This is a genomic window from Mesorhizobium sp. M0047 (assembly GCF_040323315.1).
In the GTDB taxonomy this organism is placed as follows: Bacteria; Pseudomonadota; Alphaproteobacteria; order Rhizobiales; family Rhizobiaceae; genus Mesorhizobium.
On sequence record NZ_JAMYUW010000017.1, the window covers coordinates 117,880 to 136,750 of the forward strand.

Sequence of the window (18,871 nt, forward strand, 5' to 3'; positions counted from 1 at the left end):
TGGATCTCACTGTCTGGCTATGTCGAGAAAAGCCGCGACCGCGGCCTCGGCGAATTCCGGGTCGTTGATGTGGAGCGGAAGGCGCGTCACGCGCCGGGTGCCATTTGGCTTGATGGTGCGCTCGATGGCTTCGAACAGGACGGCGTCGGCTTCCGGGTCGAAGAAGGCACCGCCTTTGATGTCGAGCGCCGAGACGCCCTTTTCAGGGATGAGGAAATGCACCGGCCCCTCGCAGCGAGCGAGCCTGGCGCCGATCCATTCGCCGATCGCGCGGCATTCCTGCGCCGTGGTGCGCATCAGCGTGACGTTGGGATTGTGTTCATAGAACAGCCGACCGCGGTGGTGCTCCGGAATGGTCGACGGTGCCCAGAAGTTGACCATGTCGAGTGCGCCGACCGAACCGACATAAGGCAGCCTGGTGCGGGCGATCGCTCCGAAACGATCCTCCGTCGCCGGTAAAACACCGCCGAACAAGAGATCGCAGACCTCGGTCGTGGTGATATCGATGACGCCGGACAGCAGGCCACTGTCGGCCAGCTTCTCCATGCTGCGGCCGCCAGTGCCGGTGGCGTGGAAGACCATGCAGTCATAGGCCGAACGGAGTTGGTCGGCGATGGCGGTCACACAGGGCGTGGTGACGCCGAACATGGTGAGGCCGATCGACGGCCTGCCGTCGGCTGGCGGCGCCGGCCTCGCCGCCATGCCCGATATCGCCTGGGCGGCATTGTGCAGGATGACGCGGGACAGCCGGTTCAGTCCGGCCATGTCGGTCACCGCAGGCATCATGATGATGTCGGAAACGTCGACGTAAGGCGACGTATCGCCGGAGGCGAGCGTCGAAACCATGATTTTGGGCAGGCCGAGCGGCAGGGCACGCATGCCCGAGGTGATGATCGACGTGCCGCCGCCACCGCCAATGCCGATCATGGCGGCGATATCGTTTCGCGATTGGGCAAAGCGGGCAAAGGCGATGCCCATCGCGGCGACCGCAGCGCCACGATCATTGCCGCCGAGCACGGCGTCGCCGCCGTTGGGATGATGGCCGGCAATTTCCTTTGCGGTGATGTCGACGGGAACTGTTGCTTCGCGTGTTCCGACATCGACGCGGGACACCGCGGCACCGGTGGCGGCGATCGCATCGGCCAGGAAGGCGAGTTCCTCACCTTTGGTGTCGGCGGTGCCCACCACATAGATGCGCTTCATCGCGTTTCCCCGCCGGCTGCTTGCCCGACCTTCCGGCAAGCGAAGGCCATTGCACATTTTTGAGACGCGCGTATCGTATTGATATGGATGTCTCACGTCAACAATCCACAGCGAGCGACAGCACTGAGCCGGGAAACGGCCAGGCGATAGAGCGCGGGCCGCGCGCGCGCACGAAACGACTGATGCTGGAGACGGCGACGAGGCTGATGCAGGCGGGCGTCACGCCCTCGGTCAGCGAAGTCGCCGAGGCGGCACAGGTTTCCCGTGCCACCGCCTACCGGTATTTCCCGAGCCAAGCGGCACTGGTGCAAGCGGTAGTCGACGAGGGGCTAGGGCCAATCCTCACCTGGCAATCGACCTCCGCGGATGCGGAGCGCCGGGTCGCCGATCTGTTCGACACGGCCATGCCGCGCATCGAGGCTTTCGAGGCGACGTTCAAGGCAGCACTGAAGCTGTCGCTCGATCAATGGGCGAGGCGTCAGGCCGGCACGCTGGACGGTGAGCCGGCCTTCACGCGCGGCCACCGCATCGAGTTGCTGAAACAGGCGATCGCGCCGCTCAAGGGCCGCTTGCCGCCGCGCGAATTCAAGCGGCTGGCGCAGGCGCTGTCGCTGATCTTCGGCGTCGAGGTGCTGATCGTGCTCAAGGATATCTGGGGGTTGGACAGTCGCCGGACGATGTCGGTCGCGCAATGGGCGGCCGGCGCGCTGGTGCGTGCGGCGGTCGCGGAATCGATAGAAGAAGGAGACGGCAGCGAGCCGACGGCGGTTGTGGTATAGCGCTAATCTGGTTCGACCAGATTTGCATGCCGACTGCTAATATTAGTCGCAGTGCGGGGTAGTGAGCAAGAGTTGCGTGTATCACTGAGTAGGAAAATCTCGGGAAAACAGGCAGATAAAGCCGGAATCCGATAGCAATGGCCAAGTCAAGCTGCCAAGAAAGGGCTTGACGCGCATGCGGAATTGGTAATACCAGATCAGTAAAGAAAAGCGGATCGAAAGTGAGGGTTGCGATCCATTTTCCGGCAGGGCGAGGAGGCACGAAACCGGGAAGGTGCGATCATGGGAGGAACTACCAGGGCCGGCCCCGTTGCCGGCTCGCATGACAAGGTAGAGTGCGCACAAGGGAGGAAATCATTATGCGCAAGTTAGTGACCAGCGTACTTGCTGGTATCGGCTTAACGCTTGCCTGCGGAACGTCCGTTTACGCGCAGGAAAAATCACTCACCATCTTCTGGGCCGAATGGGATCCGGCCAATTACCTGCAGGAACTCGGCAACGAGTACGAGAAGGAAACCGGCGTCAAGATCACGGTGGAGACGACGCCGTGGTCCGACTTCCAGACCAAGGCCTTCACCGAGTTCAACGCCCATGGCGACGCCTATGATATGGTCGTCGGCGACTCGCAATGGCTCGGTGCCGGCTCGACCGGTGGCCACTATGTCGACTTGACCGACTTCTTCAACAAGCACAAAGTCGGCGAGGTGATGGCACCGGCGACGGTGAAGTACTACGCCGAGTATCCGGGCGGAAGCGGCAAGTATTGGGCGATTCCGCTTGAAGGCGACGCCGTTGGCTGGTCCTATCGCAAGGACTGGTTCGAAGACCCCAAGGAGAAGGAGGCCTTCAAGGCCAAATACGGATACGATCTCGACGTGCCGAAGGACTTCAAGGCGTTGCGCGACATCGCCGAATTTTTCTACCGGCCGGATCAGAAGCGTTACGGCATCGCCATCTACACCGACAATTCCTATGACGCGATGGCGATGGGCTTCGAGAACGCGCTGTTCTCCTATGGCGGCGAACTGGGTGACTATTCGACCTACAAGGTCGACGGCTTCATCAACTCCGACAAGGCGGTCGCGGCGCTCGACGCCTACAAGGAGCTTTACAAGTTCACGCCTCCAGGCTGGGCCAAGTCGTTCTTCGTCGAAGACAACCAGGCGATCACCGAAAACCTGGCCGCGATGAGCATGAACTACTTCGCGTTCTTCCCCTCGCTGATCAACGAGGCGTCGAACCCGAACGCCAAGAACACCGGCTTCTTTGCCAATCCTCCCGGTCCGAACGGCGACCAGTTCGCCGCGCTTGGCGGGCAGGGCATCTCCATCGTTTCCTACTCGCAGAAGCAGGACGAGGCGATCAAGTTCCTGGAATGGTTCATCAAGGATGAAACCCAGAAGAAGTGGGCGGCACTTGGCGGCTATACCTGCAGTGCCGCCGTGCTCAAGTCACCTGAATTCCAGAACGCCACGCCGTATAACAAAGCCTTCTACGAGACCATGTTCAAGGTGAAGGATTTCTGGGCGGTGCCGGAATATGCAGAACTGCTGCAGCAGCTCAACCAGCGTGTCTATCCCTACATGATCGGCGGCGAAGGCACCGCCAAGGAAACGCTGGACGCCCTGGCGGCAGACTGGAACGCGACCTTCAAGAAGTACGGCCGCGGCCAGTAACAATCATGTCCTCACGGAGGGGGCATTGGTGCCTCCTCCGTTTCTTTTTCCGCAACGGGAGCAGGGTCTTGGCGACCACGATGATCACCACGCTGGACAGGTCTTCAAGGGCGGCCGCGCGCGGCCTCAGCGACATTTCGATCCGCAACCTCTTCATCATTCCGACGGTCCTGTTCCTGATCGTCTTCAACATCTTTCCGCTGATCTATTCGCTCGGCTATTCCTTCACCGACTTTCGCGCGTCGACCAACGCGCCGGCGAATTTCGTCGGGCTGCAAAACTATCGCGACCTGCTCAACGATCCTTATGTATGGTCCAACTTCGCCATTACCGCGAAGTACGTCATTGTCTCGGTCGCCGGACAGCTGCTTGTCGGCTTCGGCGTGGCGATGCTGCTCAATCGGGACATTCCGCTCAAGGGCCTCATCACCACGCTGCTGCTGCTGCCGATGATGCTCTCGATGGCGGTCGTCGGCCTCTTCTGGAAACTGCTCTATGACCCGTCATGGGGCGTCATCAACTATGCGCTCGGGTTTGGCAATTTCGAATGGTTGGCTGACCCCAAGATGGCACTCTACGCCGTTGCGTTGACCGACATATGGATGTGGTCGCCCTTCGTCATGCTGCTTTCTCTGGCCGGCCTCTCGGCGGTGCCGAAGCATCTCTACGAAGCCGCCGCGATCGATCGTGCCGGACCGTTCTATACTTTCTTCCGTATTACCTTACCGCTGGTCGCGCCGATCCTGATGATCGCGGTCATCTTCCGCACCATGGAAGCATTCAAGACCTTCGATCTCGCCTACATCCTGACCAGCCAGCCGACGGCCGAACTGATCTCGATCCGGCTCTACAAGATGGCATTCCAGGAATGGCAGACCGGGCGCTCCTGCGCGATGGCCTACATCGTGCTGATCATGGTGCTGGCGATCACCAACATCTACGTCAAATACCTCAATAAGGTGAAGGAGCGCTGAGATGGCCGCCGTCCGCACTTCTTCTGAAATCGGCTTCAACCGTGTCGCCATCGTCGCCGTCCTGTTGGTGACGATCATCTTCCTGGCGCCGATATACTGGATCGCCTCGACGGCGTTCAAGCCGCGCAGCCTGGCCACCACCATTCCACCGACGGTCGTGTTCCAACCGGAAATATCGCCTTTCGTGAAGTTGTTCACCAAGCGCTCGCAGTTGCGCAGCCCGCCGACGCCGGAAGAGTATGCGGCCGCCCCGTGGTGGGAGCGCGTCGTCTTCGACGGCGGCGAGAAGATCGTGCGCGACGGCAAGGGCCAGGTGCAGTGGTCGGGATATCCGAGCCGTTTCCTGAACTCACTGATCATCGCCATCACCTCGACGGTGCTGGCGGTCGGCATGGGGACGTTTACCGCCTATGGCTTCTCGCGCTTCAAGGTAAAGGGCGAGGCGGACCTGCTCTTCTTCATCCTGTCGACGCGCATGCTGCCGCCGGTGGTGGTGGCGATCCCGATGTTCCTTATGTACCGGGCGGTCGGCCTCAACGATTCCCATGTCGGGCTGATCATCCTCTACACCGCCTTCAATCTGTCCTTCTCGGTGTGGCTGATGAAGGGCTTCATGGACGAGATTCCCAAAGAGTATGAAGAGGCGGCGCTCGTCGACGGCTACACTCGCTTGGAAGCCTTTTTCAAGATCGTGCTGCCCGAGGCCGCCACCGGAATCGCCGCCACCGCCGTGTTCTGCTTCATAACCGCGTGGAACGAATATGCCTTCGCGCTGATCATGACCAACCGTCGCGCCCAGACCGCGCCGCCATTCATCCCCAGCCAGGTCGGTGCCGGCCTGCCGGACTGGACGGTGATCGCGGCCGGAACCTTCCTGTTTCTGCTGCCGGTCGCGATATTCACCTTCCTGCTCCGCAACCATCTGCTGCGCGGCATGTCCTTCGGAGCAATCCGCAAATGAGTTTTCGCGCCATCAATCAAAAATATCTGGAGCCCGGCAGCCAGGTGCTGATGGTGCTTGGCATCATCGCGCTCTGCCAACCCTGGAACATGCTGCTGCACAGCTATGGACTGACCATCATCCTGATCGGGCTGATCGGCTTCAACATCACGTCGAAGATCGCACCGGAAGAGAAGGCCGGCACCGGACAGATGCGAAATCCGGGAGCACAGCATTGACCCAGATCGAGCTTCGCGGCGTCCAGAAATTCTTTGGTGCCGTCCAGGTCATCAAGAACCTCAACCTGAAGATCAACGACAACGAGTTCATCGTTCTGCTCGGGCAATCGGGCTGCGGCAAGACGACAACGCTACGCGCCATCGCCGGGCTGGAGACGATCGACGAGGGCGACATCCTCATCGACGGCAAACCGATCCAGCATCTGAAGGCCGCCGACCGCGACATCGCCATGGTCTTCCAGTCGTTCTCGCTCTACCCGCATATGAGCGTCTACGAGAATATCGCCTTTCCTTTGCGCGCCACGCGCAAGAGCAAGGCTGAGATCGATTCGGAAGTGCGCTCGGTCGCCAAGACGCTGCAGATCCTGGACCTGCTCGACAAGAAGCCGTCAGCGCTTTCAGGGGGCGACATGCAGCGCGTCGCCATCGGCCGGGCGCTGGTGCGGCGGCCGAAGGCGATGCTGATGGACGAACCGATCGGAGCGCTCGACGCCAAGCTGCGCGAAGAAATGCGGGCCGAGATCAAGCGCCTGCACATCAAGCAGGGCTCGACCACCATCTATGTCACGCACGACCAGATCGAGGCGATGAGCCTCGCCGACCGCATCGTGATCATGCATGAAGGCGTGCTGCAGCAGGTCGGCTCGCCGGACGAGGTCTATTCGCGCCCGGCAAATCTGTTCGTGGCGCAATTCGTCGGCAGTCCGGTGATGAATGTCGCCGATGCGGCGGTGGCTGAGACGGCATCCTCGGTCTCGGTGACGGTCGGTGGGGCTGCCGCCGGCTTCGAGTTCCCGCGAGCGCTGCTGTCGAAGCTCAATGGCCATGCCGGCGGCCAGTTGGCGCTCGGCATCCGGCCGGAAGGCGTCATCATCCGCCACGATGCCGCCGAGGGGTTCCTGCAGGTCGAGACGCAGATTGTCGAGCCGCTCGGCTCCTTTGACATTGTCGACCTCAAGGTCGGCTCCAAGATGCTGCGCGCGCGCACCAAGAGCGGGTTCGTCAGCGGTCCCGGCGAGAAGGTGTTCGCCAGAATCGATCCGGCCCAGGCGCATTTCTTCGACACGGCAAGCGGCAAGTCGCTGGAAGTGAGATTGTGATGGCCCATATCCAGCTGAAAAACATCTCGAAGACGTTCGGCAACCACACCGCCTTGACCGGGCTCGATCTCGACATCGCCGATGGCGAGTTCTTCGTGCTGCTGGGCGAAACGGGTGCCGGCAAGACGACGACGCTGCGGCTGATCGCCGGGCTGGAAAAGCCGAGCGAAGGCCAGGTCTTCATCGACGGTGTCGATGTCGCCGACTGGGGTGCGGCTGAGCGCGACGTGGCGCTGGTGCTGCAGCAATACTCGCTCTATCCGCGCTATACGGTGCGCGAGAATCTCGAATTCCCGCTGAAGCCGAAGATCCGCCGGCTGCCCGATGCCGAGATCAAGGATCGCGTCGACCGTGCCGCCCGCACGCTGCGGATTGAGCATCTGCTCGACCGCAAGACCGACAAGCTGTCAGGCGGCGAGATGCAGCGCGTATCGATCGGCCGCGCCATCGTGCGCAAGCCACGCGTGTTCTTGATGGACGAGCCGCTGTCGGCGCTCGACGCCAAGCTGCGCGAGGCGCTGCGCACGGAATTGAAGAACCTGCAGATGCAACTCGGCGCCACCTTCCTGTTCGTCACCCATGACCAGATCGAGGCGATGTCGATGGGCGACAAGGTCGGCGTACTCAACCATGGCCGCATCGTGCAGACGGGTACGCCGCACGAGATCTACAACAATCCGCGCGATACCTATGTGGCGAGCTTCGTCGGCTCGCCGCCGATGAACCTCATCGATGGCAAGCTTGTGAACGGCCGTGCGGTGATGGCGCCGCTGAACTTCGAACTGCCTTTTTCGGGGGGTGCCAAGACTTCTTGGGGGCTAAAGGCGGGTGCGGCGACCGACGGTCGCCCGCTCGTCTTCGGCGTTCGTCCCGAGGACGTCTATCTCGAGAGCGGCGCACCGGTCGAAGCGCGTGTCCATGACGTCGAGAACCATGGCGTCGAAAAGATCCTGACACTGCGCGTCGGCGACGCGACGCTGCGTGCCACCGTGCCGGCCAGGACCGATGTCGCGATCGAGCAATCGGTGCGTTTTGCCTGGAACCCGGACAAGGTGGTGCTGTTCGACAAGGGCAGCGGCGTCAGCTTGCGGCACGCCTCATAGACTGCCTATTTCTGGAAGTAGGTTTCGTAGGGCGTGTCGTTGATCAGCAGGATCACGCATTCCATGTCGGAGACGCAGGCGTCGTCATGCATCTCATTGGCTTTCTGGGTCCAGTAGGATCCAGGGGGCAGTTCGACCTTGGTCGCCTCGCCGCCATCCATCTGCCAATGCGCCCACAGCCCCTTTATGACCACCGCGCGATAATCCGCGGTGTGCGCATGGACCGGTGCACGCCAGTTGCCGGGAACCTTCAGCAACGTGCCTGCCGGACCCTTGGCCCGCTCGCCCCACAATGGGCCAAGACGATGCGGCTGGTCGGGTACTTCCGCCACATAGGGGATCTTGTCGGCCGGCAGGTAGCTGTCCTCAAGAGCAAAGGCGCGCCCGGGAACCGCAAGCATGACGGCGAGTGCGATGATCTTCAGGTGATTTGGCATTGGTTCTCCTCTTCGGACCGACTGGCCGCCGGCCTCTTGCTGCTTGGCTCTGGCAAGCTATTGCACGCGCCCGGCACCCCGGCTGGCGAAGACAGCCAGGCGTCAGCTCGGGGCAACGAACTCGGGTCAACGAGTTCCTTCGGAGCCTTCACCGGCGCGTTGGCTGACGAAGCATCAAACGAAAAACCCGCCTGTGCGGCGGGTCACTGGCGCAAATCAGCACCATGGACGAATATGTACCATAGCTGAGGGCACGGAGTCAAGAAAAAATTCCTATTGTGTCGGTAGCACACGATATGTCCGGTTTAGGTAGCACACGATCTGTCCGGTAAGTCTTGACCTTTTAAACGGGGTCAGGATGCGCCGGTCGGAAGCCAATCAAGGTGTGCGAATGATCAAGTTCCGAGACGTATTGAGCCGCTATGAGGCTTTGGAGTTCAACCAGATGGAGGCTGCGCAGTTGCTGGGTCTGAGCGAGCGAACCTTCCGGCGCTGGTGCTGCCGGTATGAAGAGGCTGGGGAGGCCGGCTTATTGGACCGGCGTCTTGGCAAGGCGTCTGGCAAACGGGTTCCGCTGGACCGGGAGTTTGAGGTCGAGACACTCTACCGGACGCGCTACAGCGGGTTCACGGCCAAGCATTTCCACGAACTTCTGGTGCGCGATCATCGGTTCAGCTGGAGTTACACCTGGACGAAGGCGTTCCTGCATTCGAAAGGCCTTTTGACCAAGGCATCCCGGCGTGGAGCACACCGGCGCAAGCGGCCGCGCCGACCCTTGCCGGGGATGATGCTGCATCAGGATGGCTCGCGCCACATCTGGCTCGGCGGCCAACCGGCGCTCGACCTCATCGTCACGATGGACGATGCGACGAACACCATCTATTCGGGCTTTCTGACCGAGGAAGAAGGGACGGCTTCGACGTTTCGGGCTTTGGAGGAGGTGTTTGGCGGCCATGGTCTGGCGTTGAGCCTCTATACGGATCGAGGCAGCCACTATTTCTATACGCCGCAGGCTGGTGGAAAAATCGACAGGACAAACCTGACCCAGGTCGGTCGCGCGTTGGCTCACCTTGGCGTCGAGCATATCGCGGCCTATTCGCCGCAGGCACGCGGTCGTTCGGAGCGGGTTTTCCAAACCTTGCAAGACCGGCTGACGAAAGAGCTGGCGTTGGCCGGGATCGCCACCATAGAGGAGGCCAACAGCTTTCTGCGCGACGTTTATATTCCGGCCCACAACAAGCGCTTCGCCGTCAAGCCCGAACAGGAAGGCTCAGCCTTCGTCGCCATTCCCGGCGTCGATCTGGGCGAGATCCTGTGCATTCAGGAGGAGCGCCAGGTCGGCAACGACAATTGTGTCTCGTTCAATCGGCTGAAGCTGCAAATTCCCGAAAGCCCGCTGCGGCCCCATTTCGTCAAGGCGACAGTCAAGGTGCGCCGCTATCATGACGGCGCCTATGCAATCTTCCACGGGCCTCGCTGTCTGGGCCGCTACGACCACAATGGAATAGCCGTACAGACACAAAAAGCCGCTTGAACCCGCTCGGCGGCCAGCAGAACAAAACCAGAAGCAGCGGACAACTCGTGTGCTACCTAAACCGGACAACTTAATTCGCTATCGACAGAAAAAATTCCTATTGTGAAAAGCTGCCGGCACAAAAGCTGCCAATACCGCCGAACTGGCTGCTGCCTTTGTTAAGCTGAGTTCGGAACCCTGGCCTGGCGGATACCAGCCTGTTCCTCGGCGCGTAGGTGGCTGGGCGCCGAGCCGATGACGCGCTTGAAGGCACGGCTGAAGGCGGCATCCGATTCATAGCCGAGACGCGCGGCAACGACGGAGATCTTCATCCTGTCGCGGACCAGCCACTGTCTCGCCTGATGCATTCTGACCTGGGTGACATATTTCGCCGGCGTTTCGCCGACGATGGTGGCGAAGCGCTCGGCAAATCCCGATCGCGAGGCGCCCATCATTCGGGCCAGCGACTCCACCGCCCAGTCGTGGTTCGGCTCGAGATGGATGGCGGCCAGCACGCGGCCGATTTCGCGGTCCCTGACCGCGGCGATCCAGCCGGACGAGTCGCCGCAGCCGCGTTCGACCCATGAGCGGATGACGGTGGCGGCAAGCACGTCGGCCAGCCGTGCCAGGATGCCGCCGGAGCCGACACGCTCCATCGTCACTTCACGCGCCATCGACTCCAGCAGATGCGGAATGCCGGGCTCATAGGCCCCCAGCTCATGGGTGCGCATGACATCCGGCATCATGCCGAGCAAGGGATGCAAGCCGTCAAGATTGAAGTACATGCTGGCGCAAAACAGCAGGGTTCCCGGCCGGCAACATTCCGACATGCCTTCGTTCGACATGCAGTAGACGTCCTTGCAGACCTCCTCGACTTCGTAGCCGTGGATCGGCCAGGTCTGGGCGCTGGGCTCACTGGCCAGCACGTGCGCCGCACCGCGCGGCAGCAGCATAGCGTCGCCTGCATTGAGCTCCACCCATTCACCGGACGGCTGCTTCAGCCAGCAACCTTTGCGGCCGATGAAATGAAACCGCGCCGCTGGCTGGGCTGGGAACTGGATACCCCAGGGCTCCTTCAGCTCGAAGCGGTCGTACTCGACGCCATCGAGCCGCAAGCCGCAGCGCCTTCGCCTATTGCGGCGCGGCGACCCTGCTGGCGGCCGTCGTGGTGTTCCTGCGCGGCCCGAAGCGCGCCGAGTAGCTTCCTATTGGCAGGACTAAGCTTCCCTGACACAGCGCATCGGCCCGGGAACCGTCACGGTTTTCGGGCCGCTGCCGTAGTGATGGCGGCGACGAAGCTGCCCTCGACATAAGCCGCCACCAGGCCGCTCAGACGGCGCGCCCGTCGAAGTCGAATATGGGCAGGCTTGAGGGGTCGAGATTTGCGACGCAGTTGATGTTGACGTAGGCACTCCGGTCACCGCCTTCGCGGACGTCCTCTGCAAAGGGATGGATGCCGCAAGTGCGACAGAAGCGGTGCGCGATGGCATGGTTGCCGAATGTGTAGATGCCGAGGTCATCGCCCCAGGCCAGGACCTGCAAGGTTTCGTGCGGGATGGCGCACAAGAGGGCGCCTTTGCGCGCGCATATCGAGCAATTGCACCGCACGGCCCCGGTCAGTTTGGCCTTGAACTCGAAGGCGACCTTGCCGCAGTGGCAGCTGCCTTTGTAGAGCATCGGATTTTCCTCGTATTCGACAGGGTGCAAAACCGCCTGCGCCGGGTTAAGTCTCGGCAAGCCATGTCCCAAGGACGTTCAAGGCGTCTGGAGTCCGACACCGAAAATGCAATCAGTCCGTGATCAACTGGAAATCATCCTTGCGCGCCTTGCCGCCCGTGCCGGTGAAGAGCGCGTGTTCACGAAGCTCTATACCGAAGCCGCACGAGCGGCGGCTGACGCCAGCGATGCCCGCAGGCGGGCCGGGGTGAAGCTCGGACCGCTCGACGGCACCATTGTCTCGATCAAGGATCTGTTCGATGTCGCCGGCGAAGCGACCACGGCCGGTTCGCTGATGCGCAAGACCGCCGCGCCTGCACTGCTCGATGCCGCGATTGTGAGCCGGCTGCGGCAGGCCGGCGCTGTCATAATCGGCAAGACCAACATGACCGAATTCGCGTTCACCGCGATCGGTGACAACCAGCATTTTGGCACGCCCGGCAATGCGGTCGACGCCAGCCGCATACCCGGCGGGTCCTCCTCGGGCGCCGGCGTTTCCGTCGGTGAGGCGACGAGCGAGATATCGATCGGTTCCGACACCGGTGGTTCGGTACGCATTCCGGCATCGCTCAATGGCGTGGTCGGCTTCAAGCCGACGGCGCGGCGTGTGCCGCTGACCGGCGCCTTCCCGTTGTCCGCCACGTTGGATTCGATCGGGCCGCTTGCCAGAACCGTCGCTCAGTGTGCCGCTGCCGACGCCGTGATGGCCGGCGAGATACCGACCGCGCTGGCGCAGATTGCTCTTAGGGGGCTTCGTATTGGCATCCCGCGCGGCATTCTTTTCGAAGGGACGGAAGGCGAGGTGACGATCGCGTTCGACCACTGCGTTGGCAAGATCGAGCAGGCAGGCACGCAGGTCGCAGACCTGCCGATCGACGATCTGCTTGGAGAGATGCGCGCGGCCACCAAGCGCGGTTCGATCGCGGCGATGGAGGGTGCCGAAGTGCATGCCGACTGGCTGGCGACGGGAGCCTCGGTGCCTGTCGACCCGCACGTCAGCGGGCCTTTGTCACGGGCAGCAATGCTGCCGACGCCTGTCTATATCAGGGCGATACACCGTCGTGCAGCTCTCGCCGCCGCCATGGATGAGCGGCTGGCATCGGCCGATGTGCTGGTCTTGCCGACCACACCTGTGATGGCGCCGACCATCGCTTCGATGGCCGGAGATGCCGAACTGCGCGACGGCATCGAAGGCCTGCTGCTGCGCAACACGCAGGTCGCCAACCAATTCGATCTATGTGCAATCTCGCTGCCGATGTCAGGCATGGCGCTGCCTGCCGGATTGATGCTGGTGGCGCGCAATGGGCAGGACCGGCGTCTGTTGCGGATTGCTGCTGAAATTGAGTCGCTGCTTGGCACGTGACCGGGAACTGGGCCGACCATCAGTGTGACGAACAGTGCTTGCGTTCACTGTCCTTGGCGGTCCGCACGATGCGGGTCGCGACCAGCCAGGGGAGGGTGTATTCCTTGCCGGTGATGGTCTGGGTGCGTTGCTCGATCGATCCTCTGACGACGATCTTTCCGGCATAAAGCGCGTCGGAGAGATCCGTTATCGCCTTGTCGGCCTGCGGCAATCCGCTGGGGTCGATCGACACGCCCTTGACGATCGTGCCGGTGCCAAGGTCGAGCGCGCTGTTCGACGGGCAGGGCGCCTTGAAGCAGCGCAGCCCGTTATCGCAATAGACGTAGCTGCTCTGAGCCTCCGCGAATGACGGCAAGGCGCAGAGCGAAGACGCGGCAACAGTCAGGCATTTAAGGCGAAGACCGAACATGGTTTTCAACGTCGCGGAGAATTGGGGCGAAACCGCGATGCTTTAGCTGTCGGCCGGAAACCGCCGCCGGTAGTGATCGACCACCTCGGGATTGCGCAGGTTAATCGGCAATTTGCCCGCCAGCACCAGCAAGGCTTCGCCCGCCGCGCCAACGCCCATCCGCATCATCGACTCCTCGGTGATGCCAGCCATATGCGGAGTGATGATGACATTGTCGAAGCCGAAATAAGGATGATTTGACGGCAGCGGCTGCGTCGAAAACACGTCGAGCGCAGCACCGCCGATGCAGCGCTTCTGCAAGGCTTCGATCAGCGCGTCGTCGTCGATGACCGGTCCGCGCGACACGTTGATCAGCAGCGCATGCGGTTTCATGCGGGCAATCCGCTCGCGGTTGATCAGGCCGCGCGTCTCCGGTGTCAGCGGGCAGCACAGAACGATGATGTCGCTTTGCTCGACCAGGGCGTCGATCGACAGGAAGCCGACTTTCTCCGGCGCCGGCTGCATGCTGCGCGTCGTTGCCACCACCTTCAGGTCGAAGCCGTGCGCGGCGATATGGCCGACAGCCTGGCCAACGGCACCAAGGCCGACGATGCCGATCGTCTTGCCGGCGAGTTCGCCGTTGGAATTGGCGTGCTCGCGGCCGGCGAGCCAGCCTTTTGTCCGCAGGTCGCGGTCGACGACGCGGAAGTTGCGTAGCAAGGCAAGGGCCGCGAACATGACGTGTTCCGCCACCGAGCGCGCGTTGACCGCCGGCACGTTCGCCACCAGCACGCCGGCGGCGGTTGCAGCTTCCATCGGGATCATGTCGAGCCCGGCGCCATGGCGGATCGCCGCTCGCAGCTTCCAGGCGCCCTCGAACAGCGCCGGCGGCAGCGGCGCGCGGACGATGACGATGTCGGCATTCCTCGCCTCGGCGGCCAGCGTGGCTGGATCGATGGCAGAAGCGACGACGAGTTCGCCGGCGCCGGCCAGCATGGCCGAGGCGCGCTGATGTAGCGGGTGTGTCGTGAGGATGCGGGCCATGTCGATCAGGCTTTTTCGAGCGCCGGGCTTTGCGGTTCCTCGCCATGGCCCTCGATCAGGCCCTTCCAATAGCTCTCGGCGCCCTGCAGATGGGCGCTCATCAGCGCCTGGGCGAGATTGCCGTCGCGGCGCAGCAGCGCCTCATAGATCTGGATGTGCTCGGCATGCGAGCGCACGCTGCGCTCCAGGTCGTTGAAATAGATTGGCAGGCGCTGTTCGCCCATCATGTAATAGACGCTGCAGACATTGTGGAAGACGCTGTTCTTGGTGGCGCGCACGATCTCGAGGTGGAATTCGCGGTCCTCCTTGGCGAGGCCTTCGCCGGCCGCGATGCGCTTTTCCGAGGCTTTCAGGATTTCGCGCAGTCGCTCGAAATTCTCCTCGGTGGCGCGCGAACAGGCAAGCTCGGCTGCCTTGATCTCGTGGATCTTGCGCAGTTCGACCGTCTCGTAGATCTGGATCGGGTCGAGCGGCAGGCCCGCGCGGGCAAAAAGCGCCATGGCTTCGACGCTGGCCTGCTTGGTGTCGATATAAATGCCGGACTTGGCGCGGCGCTCGACGATGCGCATGGCTTCGAGGATGGCGAGCGCCTCGCGGATCTGGCCGCGGCTGACGCCGAAATGCTCCGCCAGTTCGCGTTCGGACGGTGTTCGGCCGGTCTCCTTGTCCGAATGGGAGAACAGATAGGCGGCGAGTTCCGCGAGAAGGTTTTTTTCTTTCATCGTCAATCGCGTTGCGCGTGCGCCTCCAGGAATCGCTCCGAAATCGTGAATCCCAGACCCGGCTTTTCGGGGATCGCTATCATACCGTCCTTGGCTTCGACAGTCTCCTCGATCAGATCGTGGATCATCGGGTTGGCGCCGAGCGAATATTCGACAGTGAAACTCGACGGCGAGGCAGCGCAGACATGCAGCCCGGCGAAGAAGCAGGGCGCGCCTGCCCACAGATGGGGCGCAAAGCGCAGGTTGAAGGCACTGGCGATGGTGCCGATCTTCATCGCCTCGCTGATGCCGCCGCAGAATGCAGGGTCGGGCTGGAAGATGTCGGCGGCCTTGAGCATGGCGAGGTCGCGGAAAGCATAGCGGGTGGCTTCGCTTTCGCCGGTTGCGATCGGAACGGCGCCCGATGCCCGCACTTCGGCCATGCCGGGCTTGTCATCGGCAATGACGGGCTCCTCGAACCAGGCGAGGTCGAGGTCGTTGACGAGGTGGATGAAGCGCTTGGCTTCGGCCACCGTGTAGGTGCCATGCGCGTCGACCATCAACTCGATATCGGGGCCGAGCGCCTGCCGTGCGGCATGGACACGGGCGGCAGACACGTGTGCTGCGCCGTCCATGGCACCAACCCGCATCTTCAGCGCCTTGAAACCGCCTCTGGCGATATAGGATTTCAACTGCTCGCCGATAGCGTCGGTGGCCGCCCAGCCGCCTGACGCGTAGGCCGGCATGCGGTCGAGCTTGCGGCCACCCAGCAGCCGCCAAACTGGAACCCCGAGCGATTTGCCCAGGATGTCCCACAGCGCGATGTCGACGGCACTGATGGCGGCGATGCTCATGCCGCGCCGCGCCAGTTGCGGCATGGCGTGGCCGGCTCGCGCGGCGCTGTCGTGACGCACGCCATTGTAGAGCATCTCCCAGATGACGCCGATGTCGGCCGGATCGCGGCCGATCAATTGCGGCCCGACCTCATGGTTCAGTATGTGGACCAGGGCGCCATAGCTGCCGGCGCTGCCGGCGGCGTTCTTGCCTTCACCCCAGCCGACCACCCCGTCATCAGTCTCGATGCGCAGGATGGCGGCGTCGAAGGTCGTCACCTGGCCGAAATCGCTGCGGTGTTGCCGAGCGGCTTCGATCGGGATGCGGACCCACCAGGCTTGGACGATCTTGATGCGCATATTCTTCCCCAGCCCTGCCGCCGGTCAGGGCGAAAGAGCAATTTTCCCAGAGGCAGTCCGCTACTTGATCAGCGGCAGCAACGTTTCGGCGGTGATGCGCATCTGGTCGGTGTAGAACTTTTCCGTCAGCACGCTGGAGCCGTGGTCCTGGATGAACTTCAGCTGCTCGGGCGAGATATCGACCGGGTGGCGCTCGACCATGTCGGGATAAGGTGCGGCCGGCGTCCGGTCGACGGGCGCAACGAACTCGTTGGTCAGCGCGCCGTCGTAACCGATCTCCCTCAGCGTGGCGACGATCTTCGGCCAGTCGATCTGGCCAAGGCCGGCGGCAAAGCGGTTGTTGTCGGCGACATGGAAGTCGAACAGGCGCTTGCCGACCTGCCGGATCGCGTCGTGGACGTTAAACTCCTCCATGTGGATGTGGTAGGCGTCGAGGCAGACGCCGCATTCGGGACTGACCGCGTCGGCCAGCGCGAGCGCCTGGGCGCCGCGATTGAACAGATAGGTTTCGAAGCGGTTGAGCGGTTCGACCGCAATCTTGACGCCGACCTTCTTGGCATGGGTGAAGCATTCACGGGTGGCGTCGACAACCCACTTCCATTCCTCTTCCTCGGTGCCGTCGGGCACGACCTTGCCGACCGTTGCCGGCACCAGCGTGATGATCTCGCCATCGAGTTCGCTGACCATGGTCAGCACGTCCTTGACATACTGAACGGAGCGCTCGCGCTGGCCCTGGTTCCTGGCGGCAAGGTTGCGCTCGCCCAGCATCAAGGTCACCGCGCCCCAGCAGCGGATGCCATGCTCCTTCAGCAGCGCCCGCGTCTCCTTGGTCTTGTACTGCTCGGGCTCGCCGGAAATCTCGATCGACTCATAGCCGAATTTCTTGATGCGCTTGAGCGTCGTCTCCAAGGGTTCCGCGCGCATCCAGTTGTGCGTCGAAAGATGCATGGTCTGTCCTTCCCAATTCGTCTCTGCGGCATGCACCGCCGAAAGGCGACGCAAGGGTTCCTCCCCAAGGCATCCCCAGCCTTTTCCTGCAAACTGGTTCGACCAATTGGGCCTGAAGGGAGGTCTACAGCAAATTCTTCTAGACGGCAAGAAGCGCGGGAAGGCTACTTCCGGTGTGGATTATTTCATTGATTATATTGATGTATGTGCCTGCGTTTCGCCTGCCCAAAGGGCTCCGGCAGTGCATTGCGAGGCTTGACCAAATTCCCTCATTTGGTAATACCAGAATAGCGGCGCACACGATGCGCCCGATGTGAAGAGACCAAAGTGGCTGGCCCTGCTTCCAATCGGCGCTATGCTCGGTCGCGAGAAAATGAGGGAGATGCCGATGCCGACGACAATGAAGGGCCCTGGACTGTTTCTGGCGCAGTTCGCGGGCGATGCCGCGCCGTTCAACTCGCTGGCGTCGATCACCAAATGGGCGGCCGGTCTCGGCTACAAGGGCGTGCAAATCCCGACCTGGGACGCGCGGTTGTTCGATCTCAAGAAGGCGGCCTCTTCCAAGGCCTATTGCGACGAAGTGAAGGGCATCTGCGCGGATGCCGGTGTCGAGATCACCGAACTGTCGACGCATCTGCAGGGCCAATTGGTGGCGGTGCATCCGGCCTATGACGCGCAGTTCGACGGCTTTGCGCCGGCTTCGGTGCACAACAATCCGAAAGCGCGGCAGGAATGGGCGGTCGAACAGATGAAGTTCGGTGCCAAGGCGTCGAAGAACCTTGGCCTGAAGGCCTCGGTAAGCTTCTCCGGAGCGTTGGCCTTTCCCTACCTCTACCCCTGGCCGCAGCGTCCGGCCGGGCTGATCGAGGAAGCCTTCGCCGAACTCGGCAAGCGCTGGAAGCCGATCCTCGATGTCTATGAAGACAATGGCGTCGACGTCGGCTACGAAATCCATCCCGGTGAGGACGTGTTCGACGGGGCGACCTTCGAGATGTTCCTCGACGCGGTCGGCGGCCACAAACGCTGCAATATCAACTACGATCCGTCGCATTTCCTGCTGCAGCAACTCGACTATCTCGAATTCATCGACATCTATCACGAGCGCATCAAGGCGTTCCACGTCAAGGATGCCGAGTTCAATCCGACCGGCCGGCAAGGCGTCTATTCCGGCTATCAGAGTTGGACCAACCGAGCCGGTCGCTTCCGTTCGCTGGGCGATGGACAGGTGGATTTCGGCGGCATCTTTTCCAAGCTCACCCAATATGGCTATGATTCCTGGGCAGTGCTGGAGTGGGAGTGCTGCTTGAAACATCCGGAAGATGGCGCGGCCGAGGGCGCACCCTTCATCCAGCACCACATCATACGGGTGACGGAAAAGGCGTTCGACGATTTCGCTGGCGGCACCACCGACAAGAAGGTGCTGCGGGCCATGATGGGAATTTAACGCGGTGTTACCCTCCCCCTTGAGGGCAGGGGAATCGCACATGAGTACAAAGGGACTCTTGTGTGGTGTGCGGAAATCGATTCTGAAAGGACCTCTGGATGATCGGAGGT

The 18,871-nt window shown here is 62.1% G+C and carries 19 protein-coding genes; 10 read left to right on the forward strand and 9 right to left on the reverse strand.

Annotated elements, in window-relative coordinates; all coding sequences use genetic code 11:
- Window positions 1–6 precede the first annotated feature (6 nt).
- Window positions 7–1,203: a Tm-1-like ATP-binding domain-containing protein gene (locus NKJ89_RS18340; RefSeq protein WP_352604471.1), complete on the reverse strand. Its 1,197-nt coding sequence runs from the start codon at window positions 1,201–1,203 to the stop codon at window positions 7–9.
- Window positions 1,204–1,286: 83 nt separating this feature from the next.
- Between NKJ89_RS18340 and NKJ89_RS18345 the strand changes: the two genes are divergently transcribed.
- From NKJ89_RS18345 to NKJ89_RS18375, 7 genes are all read left to right on the forward strand, one after another.
- The gene (locus NKJ89_RS18345) at window positions 1,287–1,982 is read left to right on the forward strand and encodes a TetR/AcrR family transcriptional regulator (protein WP_352604472.1); all 696 of its coding nucleotides are present in this window, start codon (window positions 1,287–1,289) and stop codon (window positions 1,980–1,982) included.
- Window positions 1,983–2,341: 359 nt separating this feature from the next.
- Complete coding sequence (locus NKJ89_RS18350; RefSeq protein WP_352604474.1) at window positions 2,342–3,658, forward strand: ABC transporter substrate-binding protein; 1,317 nt, start codon at window positions 2,342–2,344, stop codon at window positions 3,656–3,658.
- Window positions 3,659–3,726: 68 nt separating this feature from the next.
- Window positions 3,727–4,632 carry a carbohydrate ABC transporter permease gene (locus tag NKJ89_RS18355; protein WP_352604476.1) on the forward strand — a complete coding sequence of 302 codons (906 nt, stop codon included), beginning with the start codon at window positions 3,727–3,729 and terminating at the stop codon, window positions 4,630–4,632.
- Between the two features lies 1 nt (window position 4,633).
- Window positions 4,634–5,593: a carbohydrate ABC transporter permease gene (locus NKJ89_RS18360; RefSeq protein WP_352604478.1), complete on the forward strand. Its 960-nt coding sequence runs from the start codon at window positions 4,634–4,636 to the stop codon at window positions 5,591–5,593.
- A complete protein-coding gene (locus NKJ89_RS18365; RefSeq protein WP_352604480.1) occupies window positions 5,590–5,811 on the forward strand; it encodes a hypothetical protein in 222 nt (73 codons plus the stop codon). Before NKJ89_RS18360 ends, NKJ89_RS18365 begins: the two co-directional genes overlap by 4 nt.
- Window positions 5,808–6,911, forward strand: coding sequence for an ABC transporter ATP-binding protein (locus NKJ89_RS18370; RefSeq protein WP_352604482.1), 1,104 nt, complete (start codon window positions 5,808–5,810; stop codon window positions 6,909–6,911). The genes NKJ89_RS18365 and NKJ89_RS18370 overlap by 4 nt, the downstream gene beginning before the upstream one ends.
- Window positions 6,911–8,014, forward strand: coding sequence for an ABC transporter ATP-binding protein (locus NKJ89_RS18375; RefSeq protein ID WP_352604484.1), 1,104 nt, complete (start codon window positions 6,911–6,913; stop codon window positions 8,012–8,014). The genes NKJ89_RS18370 and NKJ89_RS18375 overlap by 1 nt, the downstream gene beginning before the upstream one ends.
- A gap of 5 nt (window positions 8,015–8,019) precedes the next feature.
- Here NKJ89_RS18375 and NKJ89_RS18380 read toward each other — a convergent pair whose 3' ends face one another.
- Complete coding sequence (locus tag NKJ89_RS18380) at window positions 8,020–8,451, reverse strand: DUF4437 domain-containing protein (protein WP_352604486.1); 432 nt, start codon at window positions 8,449–8,451, stop codon at window positions 8,020–8,022.
- A 391-nt stretch (window positions 8,452–8,842) separates the two neighbouring features.
- Between NKJ89_RS18380 and NKJ89_RS18385 the strand changes: the two genes are divergently transcribed.
- Window positions 8,843–9,985 carry an ISNCY family transposase gene (locus NKJ89_RS18385; RefSeq protein WP_352604488.1) on the forward strand — a complete coding sequence of 381 codons (1,143 nt, stop codon included), beginning with the start codon at window positions 8,843–8,845 and terminating at the stop codon, window positions 9,983–9,985.
- 158 nt (window positions 9,986–10,143) lie between these two features.
- Here NKJ89_RS18385 and NKJ89_RS18390 read toward each other — a convergent pair whose 3' ends face one another.
- Together NKJ89_RS18390 and NKJ89_RS18395 are read right to left on the reverse strand one after the other, a co-directional pair.
- The gene (locus tag NKJ89_RS18390) at window positions 10,144–11,079 is read right to left on the reverse strand and encodes an AraC family transcriptional regulator (RefSeq protein WP_352604490.1); all 936 of its coding nucleotides are present in this window, start codon (window positions 11,077–11,079) and stop codon (window positions 10,144–10,146) included.
- Between the two features lie 214 nt (window positions 11,080–11,293).
- Window positions 11,294–11,641 (reverse strand): GFA family protein, encoded by a 348-nt coding sequence (locus NKJ89_RS18395; RefSeq protein WP_352604492.1) that lies wholly within the window; start codon window positions 11,639–11,641, stop codon window positions 11,294–11,296.
- 106 nt (window positions 11,642–11,747) lie between these two features.
- Between NKJ89_RS18395 and NKJ89_RS18400 the strand changes: the two genes are divergently transcribed.
- The gene (locus NKJ89_RS18400) at window positions 11,748–13,043 is read left to right on the forward strand and encodes an amidase (RefSeq protein WP_352604494.1); all 1,296 of its coding nucleotides are present in this window, start codon (window positions 11,748–11,750) and stop codon (window positions 13,041–13,043) included.
- A 19-nt stretch (window positions 13,044–13,062) separates the two neighbouring features.
- Here the strand turns inward: NKJ89_RS18400 and NKJ89_RS18405 are convergent, their stop codons facing one another.
- From NKJ89_RS18405 to NKJ89_RS18425, 5 genes are read right to left on the reverse strand one after another with little or no spacing between them, the layout of a single operon-like run.
- Window positions 13,063–13,452: a hypothetical protein gene (locus NKJ89_RS18405; RefSeq protein ID WP_352604496.1), complete on the reverse strand. Its 390-nt coding sequence runs from the start codon at window positions 13,450–13,452 to the stop codon at window positions 13,063–13,065.
- A 42-nt stretch (window positions 13,453–13,494) separates the two neighbouring features.
- Window positions 13,495–14,475 (reverse strand): hydroxyacid dehydrogenase, encoded by a 981-nt coding sequence (locus tag NKJ89_RS18410; protein ID WP_352604498.1) that lies wholly within the window; start codon window positions 14,473–14,475, stop codon window positions 13,495–13,497.
- 5 nt (window positions 14,476–14,480) lie between these two features.
- Window positions 14,481–15,197 (reverse strand): FadR/GntR family transcriptional regulator, encoded by a 717-nt coding sequence (locus NKJ89_RS18415; RefSeq protein WP_352604500.1) that lies wholly within the window; start codon window positions 15,195–15,197, stop codon window positions 14,481–14,483.
- 2 nt (window positions 15,198–15,199) lie between these two features.
- The gene (locus NKJ89_RS18420; protein ID WP_352604502.1) at window positions 15,200–16,369 is read right to left on the reverse strand and encodes a mandelate racemase/muconate lactonizing enzyme family protein; all 1,170 of its coding nucleotides are present in this window, start codon (window positions 16,367–16,369) and stop codon (window positions 15,200–15,202) included.
- 60 nt (window positions 16,370–16,429) lie between these two features.
- The gene (locus NKJ89_RS18425; protein WP_352604514.1) at window positions 16,430–17,317 is read right to left on the reverse strand and encodes a sugar phosphate isomerase/epimerase family protein; all 888 of its coding nucleotides are present in this window, start codon (window positions 17,315–17,317) and stop codon (window positions 16,430–16,432) included.
- Between the two features lie 388 nt (window positions 17,318–17,705).
- Here NKJ89_RS18425 and NKJ89_RS18430 point away from each other — a divergent pair, with 388 nt between their 5' ends.
- Window positions 17,706–18,761: a sugar phosphate isomerase/epimerase family protein gene (locus NKJ89_RS18430; RefSeq protein WP_352604504.1), complete on the forward strand. Its 1,056-nt coding sequence runs from the start codon at window positions 17,706–17,708 to the stop codon at window positions 18,759–18,761.
- The last annotated feature ends 110 nt before the right edge of the window (window positions 18,762–18,871 follow it).

What these genes read in the sequence shown, in the direction of transcription:
- NKJ89_RS18340 (WP_352604471.1), bottom strand. Translation starts at nt 1,203, where the DNA reads ATGAAGCGCATCTATGTGGTGGGCACCGCCGACACCAAAGGTGAGGAA.
- NKJ89_RS18345 (WP_352604472.1), top strand. Translation starts at nt 1,287, where the DNA reads ATGGATGTCTCACGTCAACAATCCACAGCGAGCGACAGCACTGAGCCG.
- NKJ89_RS18350 (WP_352604474.1), top strand. Translation starts at nt 2,342, where the DNA reads ATGCGCAAGTTAGTGACCAGCGTACTTGCTGGTATCGGCTTAACGCTT.
- NKJ89_RS18360 (WP_352604478.1), top strand. Translation starts at nt 4,634, where the DNA reads ATGGCCGCCGTCCGCACTTCTTCTGAAATCGGCTTCAACCGTGTCGCC.
- NKJ89_RS18365 (WP_352604480.1), top strand. Translation starts at nt 5,590, where the DNA reads ATGAGTTTTCGCGCCATCAATCAAAAATATCTGGAGCCCGGCAGCCAG.
- NKJ89_RS18375 (WP_352604484.1), top strand. Translation starts at nt 6,911, where the DNA reads ATGGCCCATATCCAGCTGAAAAACATCTCGAAGACGTTCGGCAACCAC.
- NKJ89_RS18380 (WP_352604486.1), bottom strand. Translation starts at nt 8,451, where the DNA reads ATGCCAAATCACCTGAAGATCATCGCACTCGCCGTCATGCTTGCGGTT.
- NKJ89_RS18385 (WP_352604488.1), top strand. Translation starts at nt 8,843, where the DNA reads ATGATCAAGTTCCGAGACGTATTGAGCCGCTATGAGGCTTTGGAGTTC.
- NKJ89_RS18395 (WP_352604492.1), bottom strand. Translation starts at nt 11,641, where the DNA reads ATGCTCTACAAAGGCAGCTGCCACTGCGGCAAGGTCGCCTTCGAGTTC.
- NKJ89_RS18400 (WP_352604494.1), top strand. Translation starts at nt 11,748, where the DNA reads ATGCAATCAGTCCGTGATCAACTGGAAATCATCCTTGCGCGCCTTGCC.
- NKJ89_RS18405 (WP_352604496.1), bottom strand. Translation starts at nt 13,452, where the DNA reads ATGTTCGGTCTTCGCCTTAAATGCCTGACTGTTGCCGCGTCTTCGCTC.
- NKJ89_RS18410 (WP_352604498.1), bottom strand. Translation starts at nt 14,475, where the DNA reads ATGGCCCGCATCCTCACGACACACCCGCTACATCAGCGCGCCTCGGCC.
- NKJ89_RS18415 (WP_352604500.1), bottom strand. Translation starts at nt 15,197, where the DNA reads ATGAAAGAAAAAAACCTTCTCGCGGAACTCGCCGCCTATCTGTTCTCC.
- NKJ89_RS18420 (WP_352604502.1), bottom strand. Translation starts at nt 16,369, where the DNA reads ATGCGCATCAAGATCGTCCAAGCCTGGTGGGTCCGCATCCCGATCGAA.
- NKJ89_RS18425 (WP_352604514.1), bottom strand. Translation starts at nt 17,317, where the DNA reads ATGCATCTTTCGACGCACAACTGGATGCGCGCGGAACCCTTGGAGACG.
- NKJ89_RS18430 (WP_352604504.1), top strand. Translation starts at nt 17,706, where the DNA reads ATGCCGACGACAATGAAGGGCCCTGGACTGTTTCTGGCGCAGTTCGCG.